General features: G+C 57.4%; 9 protein-coding genes. 5 read left to right on the top strand and 4 right to left on the bottom strand.

The genetic code is table 11. The features are described 5' to 3' along the window. Position 1 precedes the first annotated feature (1 nt). Genes ACTCIA_RS09885 through ACTCIA_RS09865 form a run of 5 tightly spaced genes read left to right on the top strand, consistent with a single transcriptional unit; the run spans position 2 to position 5,751 of the window. Positions 2-526, top strand: a complete 525-nt coding sequence (locus tag ACTCIA_RS09885; RefSeq protein WP_463001649.1) for an NADH-quinone oxidoreductase subunit J family protein — start codon at positions 2-4, stop codon at positions 524-526. Next, positions 526-876, top strand: coding sequence for an NADH-quinone oxidoreductase subunit NuoK (gene nuoK, locus ACTCIA_RS09880; protein WP_463001648.1), 351 nt, complete (start codon positions 526-528; stop codon positions 874-876). The genes ACTCIA_RS09885 and nuoK overlap by 1 nt, the downstream gene beginning before the upstream one ends. A gap of 17 nt (positions 877-893) precedes the next feature. Continuing rightward, positions 894-2,771 (top strand): NADH-quinone oxidoreductase subunit 5 family protein, encoded by a 1,878-nt coding sequence (locus ACTCIA_RS09875; protein ID WP_463001647.1) that lies wholly within the window; start codon positions 894-896, stop codon positions 2,769-2,771. A 14-nt stretch (positions 2,772-2,785) separates the two neighbouring features. Next, complete coding sequence (locus tag ACTCIA_RS09870) at positions 2,786-4,333, top strand: complex I subunit 4 family protein (RefSeq protein WP_463001646.1); 1,548 nt, start codon at positions 2,786-2,788, stop codon at positions 4,331-4,333. Then, a complete protein-coding gene (locus ACTCIA_RS09865) occupies positions 4,330-5,751 on the top strand; it encodes an NADH-quinone oxidoreductase subunit N (protein ID WP_463001645.1) in 1,422 nt (473 codons plus the stop codon). The genes ACTCIA_RS09870 and ACTCIA_RS09865 overlap by 4 nt, the downstream gene beginning before the upstream one ends. A gap of 14 nt (positions 5,752-5,765) precedes the next feature. On the opposite strand, the gene lpdA is transcribed toward ACTCIA_RS09865, so the two are convergent. From lpdA to lipA, 4 genes are read right to left on the bottom strand one after another with little or no spacing between them, the layout of a single operon-like run. Next, positions 5,766-7,172 (bottom strand): dihydrolipoyl dehydrogenase, encoded by a 1,407-nt coding sequence (gene lpdA / locus ACTCIA_RS09860; protein ID WP_463001644.1) that lies wholly within the window; start codon positions 7,170-7,172, stop codon positions 5,766-5,768. Between the two features lies 1 nt (position 7,173). Further along, entirely contained in the window at positions 7,174-8,511 is a 1,338-nt protein-coding gene (gene odhB / locus ACTCIA_RS09855) for a 2-oxoglutarate dehydrogenase complex dihydrolipoyllysine-residue succinyltransferase (RefSeq protein WP_463001643.1), read from the bottom strand. A 52-nt stretch (positions 8,512-8,563) separates the two neighbouring features. Further along, positions 8,564-11,335 (bottom strand): 2-oxoglutarate dehydrogenase E1 component, encoded by a 2,772-nt coding sequence (locus ACTCIA_RS09850; protein ID WP_463001642.1) that lies wholly within the window; start codon positions 11,333-11,335, stop codon positions 8,564-8,566. A gap of 43 nt (positions 11,336-11,378) precedes the next feature. Beyond that, positions 11,379-12,317 carry a lipoyl synthase gene (lipA, locus tag ACTCIA_RS09845; RefSeq protein WP_463001641.1) on the bottom strand — a complete coding sequence of 313 codons (939 nt, stop codon included), beginning with the start codon at positions 12,315-12,317 and terminating at the stop codon, positions 11,379-11,381. Positions 12,318-12,564: the final 247 nt, after the last annotated feature.

Below are 12,564 nucleotides of genomic sequence, written 5' to 3'. Positions count from 1 at the left end.
TATGACTGTTTACGCCGTGTTTTTCTATATCATTGCCGCGCTGATCATCGCCTCTGCGGGCCTGGCGATCACCAGAAAGCACATGGTTCATGCGGTGCTTTACCTGGTGGTGTCCTTTATTGCAACAGCCCTGCTGTTTTATCTTCTGGGCGCACCGCTTGTGGGGATCTTCCAGGTGATCTTATACGCCGGGGCCATTATGGTGCTTTTTCTCTTCATTGTCATGATGATCCGGATGGCTCCGGGAGCCGATCGCCCCTTTCCGGCAGCCCACTACCTGGCGGCCTTCGGGGTCTGCGGGGTATATATTGCCGCCGCGTTGCTGGTCGCTTTTTTTTCAGGCCCTGAAGCCGGCAGGCCAATGGCTGCGGCAGCGGCTTCACCCGCTGCGTTCGGGTTTTATTTGTTTGACCAACACTGGCTGGCAGTGGAGATGGTATCGATTCTTCTCCTGGTGGCCCTGATCGGGGCCCTTCACCTGGGCAGGGCGGGCAGACGGAAACAATCCGGAAACAAGGAGCCGTGATGATCGTACCCTATACCCATGTTATGCTGCTTGGGGCCATTGTGTTTCTGATGGGAATGATCTGCACTTTGACCCGCAGGAACCTGATTATGATCATTGTGGGCCTGGAGATCATGTTAAACGCTGCTGCCATTGTGTTTGTGGGCGCAGGCCTGCAGTTTCAGCAGATCGAAGGCCAGGTCATGGCCCTTTTTATCGTGGCCGTGGCCGCAGCCGAGGTGTCAGTGGGCCTGGCCATGGTGGTTTGCATATACCGGCAGCGACACAGCATAGATCCGCAATGCATTGAAAACAGCCCGCGTGTCCCGGACCCGAAAGCCGCTTCCGAACCCTTAACCCTTAACACTTAACACTTAAAACTTTTATCATGCTTCCCCAACCCGTACCCGAAATTTCGCTTTACCTGGCCTGGGCCGCGGCCGTGGTGCCCCTGGCGGCCTTCGGGATCATCCTGGTGTTTCTCCGGGGCCTGCCCAGAGCAGCGGCCGGGACTTCCGTGGCTGCCGCGGCCGTGTCCCTGATCTGCGCGGTTTGTCTTTTGGTCCGCCATTTGGGAATGGATGCGCCCCTGCAATCTTCTGTGACATGGATGGCCTCAGGGGATTTTGAGATTGCCGTTGGGACGCTGCTCGATCCGTTGAGCCTTGTCATGCTGGTGATTGTGACCTGTATTGCGTTTCTGGTCCAGGTTTATTCCCTTGGCTACATGGCCGGCGATGCCGGCTATGGGCGGTATTTTGGGTTCATGTCCCTGTTTGCCTGGGCCATGTCCGGTTTGGTGCTTGCCCCCAATATCCTCCAGGTCTTTATATTCTGGGAGCTGGTGGGTGTTTCATCCTATCTGCTCATTGGTTTCTGGTATGAGAAGTTTTCCGCCACCCGGGCGGGAAAAAAGGCGTTTATCATGACCCGGGCCGGCGATACCCTGTTTTTCTGGGGCTGGCTGATTTTGCTGGTCTGGGGGGGGACATTGCAGATCTTTGAGTTAAACAGCGGCGCACACGGGCTTTCCAGTGCCATGACAACCGCATCCGCACTGCTGGTATTCGGCGGGATCATCGGCAAAAGCGCCCAGTTTCCGCTCATGACCTGGCTGCCCGATGCCATGGAGGGCCCCACGCCGGTCAGTGCCCTGCTTCATTCCGCCACAATGGTTGCCGCCGGGGTTTTTTTGTTGGGCCGGCTGTTTCCGTTTTTCAGCCAGTCAGATACGGTCATGACCGTGTGCATGGCAGTGGGTACTGTCAGCATGCTGCTTTCAGCCACCATGGCCATGGTGAGCCGGGATATTAAGCAGGTGTGGGCTTATTCCACCATCAGCCAGCTCGGTTTCATGATCATGGCCCTTGGCGCGGGCGGTTATGCGGCCGGGATATTTCACCTCACCACCCATGCCGGGTTCAAGGCGCTGTTGTTTTTATGTGCCGGGGTTTTGATCCATGCCCATGATACAAACGATATGTTTGTCATCGGCCGGGCCGGCGGACGCCGCATGAAAACAGCCATGGTCTGCATGACAGCCGGCGCCCTGGCGCTTGCCGGAATATGGCCCTTTTCCGGTTTTTTCAGCAAAGAGGCGATCATGGGAGCGCTGGCGGCTGCAGACAATCCCGTATGGCTGTTTTGCGGGCTTGCCGGAGTGTTTCTGACCGCATATTATACGTTCCGCCTGATTTTTATCATCCTGTTTCCCCGCACCCAAGCGGCCGGCGCCAACAGCCACGGCCACGGGTCTGTGCCCGCCAGTGCGGCCATGTATGCGGTGCTGGTGATCCTGGCTGTGATTACCCTGGCGGCGGGGTTTTTTGCACAAGGCTTTCAGGATTTTATCAGTATCCACAGCCCACATGCCAAAGACGGTCATACGGCGTTTTTGGCCCATATCGCCTCTCCGGTTCTGGCGGTTGCAGGCATTTTTGCCGCGTGGATGCAATTTGGCCGCAGCGCCTCGGATCAGGTGGGGTTTGCTGAGAAAATCGGGCCTGTGGGCCGTCTTTTTGCCAGCCGCTGGTACCTGGATCATGTTTACGCCTGGATAACCGACCGGGTCCTGGACCGGGGCATTGCCGAGGGGGCCCGGCGGACGGAGAATCGGGTGATTGAAGGGGCGCTGGCCATGATCACCGGCTGGGTTGTTATCTGCGGACGCATGGCTGCGGGATGGCACCGGGCCATGATCCAGCCGAAGCTGATGGTGGCGTTTGCCGTGATGTTCGGATTGACACTCATTTTGCTGGTTGTTTAAAGGAAATGGGAAACATGCAGATGCATGCCGCACACTTTCCGTTTTTGAGCACGATCCTGCTGATATGCGTAAGCGGGCTGGCGCTGGTGCTGGTGCTGCCCAAAAACAGCAATGCGGCGGTCAAATGGGTGAGTGCGGCATGTTCGGCTGCAACCCTGGCCCTGTCGGTTTTTTTGTTTGCCGCATATGACCGGGCGGCGGGGGGCATGCAGTTCGTGGAGCGCCTGGACTGGATTCCCTCCATGGGCATTTCCTATTTAAACGGCATAGACGGATTTGCCGCGCCCATGCTTCTGCTCACCGGAATTGTGTTTTTCACCGGGGTTGTTTCCATGTGGGAACTCGATTTTCGGGTAAAGGAATTCTTCGCCCTGTTTATCCTCCTGGTCATCGGCGTTTACGGCATGTTCATGGCCCTTGACCTGTTTTTTATTTTCGTGTGGTTTGATGTCTCCCTTCTTCCCATGTATCTGCTCATTGTGATCTGGGGCAGCAGCGCACGGGAGTACGGGGCCATGAAACTGACCCTGTATCTTTTGTTCGGAAGCGCACTGATTCTGCCGGGCATCATTTATCTGGCAGCCGTATCCGGCCTGGAGACGTTTTCTCTGCCCGCCCTGGTGGAAAATGCGTCTTTTTCCGGTTTTGAGCAGAAAACCGCATTTTTGCTTTTTTATATCGGATTCGGGATTCTGGCCGGGGTATGGCCGTTTCACTCCTGGTCGCCCACGGGTCACGTGGCCGCCCCCACGGCGGTGAGCATGCTGCATGCCGGCGTGCTCATGAAGATCGGGGCTTTCGGCATCCTGCGGGTGGGCATGTTTCTGTGCCCGGAAGGCTGGATGTACTGGTCGCCGATGATGGCGGTTCTGGCGGTCATCGGGATTGTCTACGGGGTCATGGTGGGCCTTCGCCAGACGGATCTCAAGTTTGTGATCGGCTATTCCAGTGTTTCCCACATGGGAATCGTGGGCCTCGGGTTTGCCACCATGACAGTGGACGGGATTAACGGGGCGGTGTTTCAGATGTTTGCCCACGGGGTCATGACCGCCCTTTTTTTCTCGGCTGTGGGACATATCTATGACCGCACCCACACCCGGGAAATCGGCGAACTCGGCGGTTTGTCGGCTGTGATGCCCGCGGCCAGCAGCTATTTTGTTATTGCCGCGCTTGCCGGCATCGGTGTGCCCTGCCTGGCCAGCTTCTGGGCCGAACTGCTGGTTTTTATCGCAGCATTCCGGGTTTATCCGGCCCTGGCAATGATATCCGTGGGGGTTTTGGTGGTAAACGCCCTGTTCATGCTCCGGGTTGTCCGCAATACCTGCTTTGGGCCCCTGAATCCCCGCTGGGCGCATTTAAAGGACATGAGTTTTGCAATGGGTATGCCCCGGGCGGTGCTGGCCGCGGCCATCGTGGGCTTCGGTCTGATGCCGTTTCTCATGTATGACCTGATCCAGACCGCCTCGGTTCCCCTGATCCATGCCCTGGGACCGGCAGTCGGGCTTGCAGGCCCGGAAAGCGTTGAGACCCTTTTCACTGAATTGATGAGCGTATGGCCATGACGGACTGGATCCTGTTTATTCCCGAACTCTATACACTGGCGGTAGGAGGCGTGTTTTTCTTTTTCTGTCTGGGCCGGGGCCGTCCCGGACGGGATTATGCCGCGGCCATGATGCTGTCTGCGGCCGGTCTGGTCCTGACGGTCTGCACTGCGGGTTTTGAAGGCCTTGTCTTTGAGGGAGTCTATCAGGTGGATCTTTACTCCCAGGTGTTTAAGGCCCTTATCTATTCCGGGTTCTTTCTTACCGTATGTCTTTGCGCCGATCTTTCAGGAGTGGACAAGGCCCGGCACAGCGAATTCTACCTCCTGCTTTGCTTGTCTACCCTTGCCATGATGCTGCTGGCAAGCTCCGTACATCTGCTGACCATCTATATTTCCCTTGAGATTTCTTCTTACAGCCTTTATGTGCTGGTCTATTTTCGCCGGGGATACCCAAAAGGGGCGGCGCCGGCATTTCAGTATTTCGTTTTTGGCGCGGCATCATCTGCTGTGATGCTTTTCGGGTTTGCCCTGGTTTACGGCGCGTTTGGAACAGCGCACATGGCCGAGCTGATGGGGCAGGTGCCGGCAAGGATCAATGAGCCCGTGGTTTTTACCGGTTTTGTTCTGTCGTTGTCGGGATTTTTTTTCAAGCTGGCGGTTTTTCCCTTTCATTTATGGGCCCCTGACGCCTACGAGGCCGCCCCCCACCAGGTGTCGGCATACATTGCCACTGCCTCAAAGGTGGCTGCCATTGCCATTTTGGTGCGCATGATCGCCCTGACCGGGGGGCAGAGCGACCGGGTGGCCTGGGTGCTGATTTTCGTATCGGTTGCTTCCATGACCGCGGGCAATCTCGCGGCCATGGCCCAGAAGGATATCAAGCGGCTTCTGGCCTTTTCCAGCGTGGCCCATGCCGGCTACGTGATGATCGGGATATTGAGTGCAAACGCCATGGGCTATACAGGTGCAATATTTTACGGACTGTCGCTTATGGTGATGAAATTCACCTGTTTCATGGTGGTGGTCAAGGCCGCAGACGGCGGCAGAAACATCAAAACAGATGCCCTTGCCGGCCTGCACCAACGGGCGCCTGTGCTGGCTCTGGCCCTGCTGCTGGCGCTTTTCGGGCTGGCGGGCATTCCGCCCACCATCGGTTTTACGGCAAAGCTGCTTGTTTTTAAGGCCGCCATGGAACAGGGTCTGCTGTGGCTGGTGATCATTGCCATGTTGAACGTGGTGATATCGCTTTACTATTACCTCGGCGTCCTTAAGGCCGCGTATTTTACTGCACCTGCGTCACAGCCCCGGGCCATTGCTGTATCCCTGCCCTTCAGGCTCCTGGCCCTTGCCATGATTGTTTTCATGGTGGCCGGCGGCCTTTATCCCCGATACATGACGGCCCTGGCCGGTGCCATGACAGCAGGGCTGCTTCCCTGAGCGGCGGGGGAGTTCTATCCCGAATATATGGAGCACTGCCGGGTCACCAGGGCGGCTTCCTGCAGGGCTTCGGCAAATGTGGGATGGCCGTGCATGATCCGGCCGATGTCTTCCGAGGACGCCCCGAACTCGATGGCAAACACGGCTTCCGCGATCATGTCCGAAGCCCGGGGCGAGAGGATGTGCACCCCCAGGACCCGGTCTGTTTTTTTGTGGGAAAGCACCTTGACCATGCCTTCGGTTTCGCCCATGCACCGGGCCCGGCCGGCGCCCGTGAGCGGAAAGGTACCGGTGCAGTAGTCAATTCCCTGTTGTTTTAACTGCTCCTCTGTCTTGCCCACTGACGCGGCCTCGGGAAAGGTGTAGATGACCATGGGCACTGCGTCGTAGTTGACCTCGCCGGGTTTTCCGGCCATGATTTCCACTGCGGCCCGGCCTTCGGCCGAGGCCTTGTGGGCCAGCATGGGCTGGCCGATCAGGTCGCCCACGGCATAAATATTGCCGACAGTGGTGCGGAAATTGGCATCCACCTTGACAAAGCCATTGGAATCGGTCTCAACGCCCGCGTCTTCCAGGCCCAGGTCTTCAGACAGCGGGCGCCTGCCCACGGCCACCAGCACGGTTTCGCAAACTTGCTCGGATTTTTCCCCGTCTGTATCCAGTGTCACCTTTACGGTCTTTTTGCGCACATCCGCGCCGGTAACCCGGGTTTTGAGCTTGAATTCGATTCCCTGGCTCTTTAAGATCCGCAGCAGCCGGCGCGACAACTGGCTGTCTGCCGTGCCCGCAATCCGGTCTGTCATTTCCGCGACAGTCACCTTTGACCCCAGGCGTGACCAGACCGAGCCCAGCTCGAGGCCGATATATCCGCCGCCCACGATCAGAAGGCTTTTGGGGATCTTGTCAAAGGCAAGCGCATCGGTTGAGTTGACAATAAACTGGCCGTCAAACGCAAGGCCCTTGACCCCGGCCGGGCTGCTGCCGGTGGCCAGCAAAATGTTTTTCGCCTCGATTGTCTGTGCCTGGCCGTTTTTTTCCACCCTGACCGCAGATTCGCCCTGCAGTGCGGCCGTGCCCTTGATAATCTCCACGTTGTTGGCTTTGAGCAGGTTTTCCACGTTGTCGGTAAGCGCCCGGACAACCTCGTCTTTTCTGCCCATCATGGTCTTTAGATCGATTTCCGGCTTGCCCACGCGGATGCCGTGGTTTTTAAATGAATTGACCGCCTGGGCCGCATGTTCCGAGGAATCGAGCAGGGCCTTGCTCGGGATGCATCCGTAATTGAGGCATACCCCGCCGGGTCTGTCAAATTTGTCCACACAGGCGGTTTTCATGCCCAGCTGCCCGGCTCTGGCAGCGGCCACGTATCCGCCCGGGCCGGCGCCGATCACAATCAAGTCATAACGCGACTGTTCACCCATTTTATATCTCCATGATCATGCGTTCAGGGGTTTCAATGAATTCCTTGATGCGCCGCAGAAAGCTCACCGCGTCCTTGCCGTCCACGATCCGGTGGTCGTAGCTGAGCGCCACATACATCATGGGCCGGATCACCACCTCCTTGTTTTCAACCACCGGCCGGTCCTCGATCTTGTGCATGGCCAGAATGGCGCTCTGGGGCATGTTTAAAATGGGCGTGGACAAAAGCGAGCCGTAGATGCCGCCGTTGGTGATCGAAAAGGTGCCCCCTTCGAGTTCGGAAAGGGTGATGCGGTTTTTTCCCACGCGCGCGGCAAAGTCAGCAATGGCTTCTTCGATTTCTGCAAAACCGAGTTGGTCTGCATGCCGGACGACCGGCACCACCAGGCCCTTTTTGGCGCCAATGGCAATGCCGATGTGATAATAATGGTGATAGACGATTTCATCTTCTTCTATGCTGGCGTTGATTTCCGGAAACTCCCTGAGGGCGGCCACGCATGCTTTGACAAAAAAGGACATGAACCCCAGGCGCGCCCCGTGGGTCTCGTAAAAGGTGTCTTTGAACCGCTCGCGCAGTGTTTTGACCCGGCTCATGTCGATTTCGTTAAACGTGGTGAGCATGGCGGTGTTCTGCCTGGCATCGAGCAGGTGGGCGGCAATGGATTTTCGGATCGGAGACATGGGCGTTCGGGTGACGGCTTCCTGTGTTTCCGCAGGCCGGGAACTTTTTTGCTCCGGCTGGGCTGCAGCTTTTCCGGCGCCGGATTCAAGGTGGGCAATCACATCGCCCTTGGTGATCCGTCCGTTGGGGCCGGTTGCCCGGATTTTTGAAACATCCAGGTTGTTTTCAGCCACCAGGCGGCGCACTGACGGCGGCAGGGTCTCTGCCTGTTGTGCCGCTTGTTTGTCATCGCCGGCCTCTTGGGCTTTCGGGGCCCGGTCGGGTTTGTCTTCAGGCCCCGGTTCCGCTTGGGTCTGTTTTGCCCCGGGCTCCGGGGCGGGCTCGGGTTCCGGTTCCGGCGCAGGCACTGGTTCAGCCGCCTTTTCTTCTGTTTCCGGGGGTTGTTTTTCCTGGTCCGTCTTTTGCGCCGAATCCGTTTGGGCGGCATCCGTGTCGATTTTGCCCACCACCTGACCGATTTTTACGTTCTGGCCGGCCTGGACAAGGATTTCCAGGGTGCCGCTTTGCTCTGCCGGTACCTCCAGGGTGACCTTGTCTGTTTCCAGGACAAAGACGGGCTCGTCTTTGTCAACCCGGTCGCCGTCTGATTTGTACCATTCCGCCAGCAGGGCTTCTTTTACGGATTCGCCGACTTCCGGCACCTTGATATCGACTTTCATGGAGCCTCCTTACAGGGCTTTTGCTGTTTCAACGGGCTTGTGCTGCAGGTTTTTATTTTTTCTCCAGGACCATGTCAATGATCTGCTGCTGCTGTTGCTTGTGTACGTGGTGATATCCCGTGGCCGTGCTGGCCGAGGCCTTGCGGCCGATATAGTTGAGGGTGAGTGAAAAGCGGGTTTCCAGAAGGGGCCGGATGTAGTTCCATGCCCCCATGTTGGCCGGCTCCTCCTGGGCCCAGACCCAGCGGCGGCAGTTTTTGTATTTCTTGATCACCGAAGCCAGTTGTTTTTCGGCAAAGGGATAGAGTTGTTCGACCCGGACGATGGCCGTGTTTTTTTCTTCCCTTTCATCCCGGGCCTCTGCCAGGTCGTAGAACAGCTTGCCTGATACCAGCACCACCTGTTGGGGATTTTTCGGGGCCCGGGCATCGTCTATGACCTGGTTGAATTTCCCCTTTGCCAGGTCATCTAAGGATGAGACGGCTTCTGGGTGGCGAAGCAGGCTTTTGGGGGTCAGGATGATCAGGGGTTTTCGCCTCCCGGCGCATGCCTGGTCCCGCAAAAGGTGATAATACTGGGCCGGGGTGGTGGGGTTGCAGACACAGAAATTTTCATCTGCGGCCAGTTGCAAAAACCGCTCCACCCGGCTGCTGGAATGATCCGGGCCCTGGCCTTCATAGCCGTGGGGCAGCAGCAGCACAAGGCCGCTTTTACACCCCCACTTGGTCTCCCCGCTGGCAAGATAGAGGTCAATGACGGCCTGGGCGTTGTTGGCAAAATCGCCGAACTGGGCCTCCCAAATGGTCAGGCCGCTTGTGTGCACCAGGGAATAGCCGTATTCAAAGCCCAAAACCCCGGCCTCGGACAGCAGGCTGTTGATGGATGTAAATCCGCCCCCGTCTTTGGCCGCAGTATTTATGGGCACATGCTCCGCGTTGGTGGCGGTGTCAAACAATACGCTGTGGCGCTGGCTGAAAGTGCCCCGCTGGCTGTCCTGGCCTGACAGGCGGACGGAAATGCCCTGGTTTACGATTGTGGCAAACCCCAGGGTCTCGGCATTTGCCCAGTCTATGCCCTTGCCGTCTTTTACTGCGGCCAGGCGTTTTTTCAGGAGCTTTTCAATCTTGGGGTGGAGATGGAAATCATCCGGGGCTGCGTTGATTTTTGCCGCCAGCTGCTTTAGCAGGGAGGGCTTGACAGCAGTGTCCACGCCGGAATCCTGTTGGTCCTGTTGATCCCGGGGTTTCTGCCGGCCCTTTTCAGGCTCCCTTGTGGGCGGATGATCCTCGGCTGAGGTTTGCTGCGCCGGTTGATCGGTTTCTTTTTGCACCCCATCATAGGCTTCCCGGATGCATTGGGTTGTCTTCTCCTGGATGTCGCTGGCTGTGTTTTCGTCCAATACGCCCTGTTCAATGAGCTGCCGGGCATAGACCCGGGCCGGGGTGGGGCGGTTTTTGATGCGTTCATACATCAGCGGCTGGGTGAAATAGGGCTCATCGCCCTCGTTGTGGCCGTATCTGCGGTAGCAGACCACATCCATGATCACGTCCTTGTTAAACCGCATCCGGTAGTCACAGGCCAGCTTTGCAATATGCACGGCCGCCTCGGGGTTTTCACCGTGTATGTGGAAAATGGGAACCATTAAACTTTTGGCGATATCCGTGGCATACCGGGTGGAGCGCAGGTCATCGGGCAGGGCCGTGTACCCGATCTGGTTGTTGACGATGATATGTACGGTGCCGCCGGTATGATAGCCATCAAGCTGGGACATGTTCAGGGTTTCAGCCACGATTCCCTGGCCTGAAAAGGCCGCGTCCCCGTGGAGCAGTAACGGCATGACAGCACCGGTGTTTTCAATGCCCGCCGCATCCAGCCGGGCCCGGGCCATTCCCTCCACCACCGGGTTGACCGACTCCAGGTGACTGGGGTTGTCGGCCATGAGGATATCGATTGGCCTGTTCTCCGATGTGGTGATTTGGCCGTGAAAGCCCTTGTGATATTTCACGTCTCCGGCGCCAACTTCGGCTTCCGGATTGTGGTGGCTTTCAAACTCAGCGATGACATCGGCATACGGCCTGTTCAGGATATTGGCCTGAACGTTTAACCGCCCCCTGTGGGTCATGCCCAGAACAATCTGTTGGCAGCCGTGTTCGCCCGCGGCATGGGCCAGCAGGGAATCGAGCATGGGGATGATCACATCTGCGCCTTCAACGCTGAAGCGTTTCTGGCCCAGGTACTTTTTATGGATAAACTGCTCAAGTGCGGAAGCCTCGGATAATTTCCGTAGAATCCGGATTTTTTCCTCATCTGAAAGAGCCGGTATGTTTTGTGTGGATTCCATGCGCTGCCGAAGCCACTTACGTTCTTCCGGGTCCTGGATGTGCATGTATTCCACACCAACAGAGCGGCAGTAGGTTTGGCGCAGATGATCGACAAGCTCGTCAAGGGTCATTTGCCGGCCAGGATGTTCAGGCAGGCCCGGCGCGTAGAAGCGCCGCTGCATGTCTTTTTCATCCAGGCCAAAGGCTTTCGGGTTTAACAGGGGATGGTCGGTGGGGCATGCCGCAAGGGGATCTGTGCACGACAGCAGGTGCCCGATATCGCGATACCTGTAGACAAGGGCCTCGACCCGTGACTGCTTTCTGACGGTTTGCTCGTCACAGGGCTCACATACTTCTTCGGACGCTGCCGGCTTTTGGGTCCGTCCGAGTTCAAAGCCCTGGAAAAAAAACTGCCAGTCCGGGTCCACGGAGTTTGGATCCTGCTTCCAGCGGTTGTATTGGGTTTCAATGTATTGGGCGCTCCATGGGCCGTTATAAGTCATTGTGTGTTGCGTCTCCTGTTTGTGCAGTTTTGATCCATGGCCGTTATTGTCCGCAGGCCGCAGGCCCTGGATTGGTCTTGCCGGATTTCGGTGTGCGGATAATCCCCAGTGCTTCTGCCTGGGCTGCCGCCCTGTAGGAGCTTCGTACAAAAGGGCCGGATTCCACCAGCGCAAACCCCGCCTCTGTTGCATATTGCTTCAGTTGTGCAAAGATTTCAGGCGAAAAATATTCCGCCACGTCCATGTTTTGCGGTCCGGGCTTGAGATACTGGCCCATGGTCAGCACCTGCACGCCCGCCGCCCGGATGTCGGCGATGGTCTGGCGGATTTCGCCCATGGTTTCGCCGAGCCCGAGCATGAATCCCGATTTTGTAATGCATTCAGGGTTGATCCGCTTTGCCGTGCAAAGCAGGGCCAGGGACTGCCGGTAGTCTGCCACGGGCCGCACTGTTGGATAGAGCCGGGCCGTGGTTTCCATGTTGTGTCCCACCACGTCCGGTCCGGCTGCAAGCACGGTTTCAAGGGCCCTGCGGTTTGCCGCAAAATCCGGGACCAGCACCTCGATGCCCGCGTTCGGGCAGTTTTTCCGGATTTCTTTGATGGTTGCGGCAAAATGGCCGGCTCCCCCGTCGGAAAGATCATCCCGGGTAACAGATGTCACCACCGCGTGATCCAGCCCCATGGCGGCAACGGCTTTTGCCACGCGCCGGGGTTCGTCTTTATCCAGTGGCTTCGGCCGGCCGGCGACTCCGCAGAACCGGCAGTTGCGGGTACAGCCGTTGCCCAGGATCATGAATGTGGCATGTCCGGCATGCCAGCATTCCGCGATATTGGGGCAAAGGGCTGATTCGCAGACCGTGTGCAGGCCCGCGGCCGTTTTGAGGCGGCGGACGGTTTCATAATTATCACCCCCGGGTGCGGCCACCCGGATCCAGGGAGGCTTGGCCGGGTTTTTGTTTGTCCTGTTTTGACGCGTTTCCATGAAATGTCGAAAAAAACCGTTTTGAAAATTTCGCGTATTTGTGCCGTCCGGTCTAATTCCGCGGCCGTGCCCGGCAAATTTTTTCCCGATTTCCCCGCCAGGGCTTGATGGCACCGTAAAAAGCTTTTTACTGCGTCCGCTGTTGTTGCAGGAAGGAAGCCCTGCGGCCGGGGTCAGTTTTTTCGCTCCTGACCGTTTACGGATTCAGCCAATGCCTTCGCTTAAAATTTCAAAAACTCGGCCTGTC

It is taken from the genome of Desulfosalsimonas sp., assembly GCF_055149105.1.
The sequence above is the reverse complement of the archived record's forward strand: the minus strand, read 5'-3'. Positions and strand labels throughout refer to the sequence as shown.

Excerpts from the sequence above, each read along its gene's own strand:
- ACTCIA_RS09885 (WP_463001649.1), top strand. The coding sequence starts at position 2 with ATGACTGTTTACGCCGTGTTTTTCTATATCATTGCCGCGCTGATCATC.
- nuoK (WP_463001648.1), top strand. The coding sequence starts at position 526 with ATGATCGTACCCTATACCCATGTTATGCTGCTTGGGGCCATTGTGTTT.
- ACTCIA_RS09875 (WP_463001647.1), top strand. The coding sequence starts at position 894 with ATGCTTCCCCAACCCGTACCCGAAATTTCGCTTTACCTGGCCTGGGCC.
- ACTCIA_RS09870 (WP_463001646.1), top strand. The coding sequence starts at position 2,786 with ATGCAGATGCATGCCGCACACTTTCCGTTTTTGAGCACGATCCTGCTG.
- ACTCIA_RS09865 (WP_463001645.1), top strand. The coding sequence starts at position 4,330 with ATGACGGACTGGATCCTGTTTATTCCCGAACTCTATACACTGGCGGTA.
- lpdA (WP_463001644.1), bottom strand. The coding sequence starts at position 7,172 with ATGGGTGAACAGTCGCGTTATGACTTGATTGTGATCGGCGCCGGCCCG.
- odhB (WP_463001643.1), bottom strand. The coding sequence starts at position 8,511 with ATGAAAGTCGATATCAAGGTGCCGGAAGTCGGCGAATCCGTAAAAGAA.
- ACTCIA_RS09850 (WP_463001642.1), bottom strand. The coding sequence starts at position 11,335 with ATGACTTATAACGGCCCATGGAGCGCCCAATACATTGAAACCCAATAC.
- lipA (WP_463001641.1), bottom strand. The coding sequence starts at position 12,317 with ATGGAAACGCGTCAAAACAGGACAAACAAAAACCCGGCCAAGCCTCCC.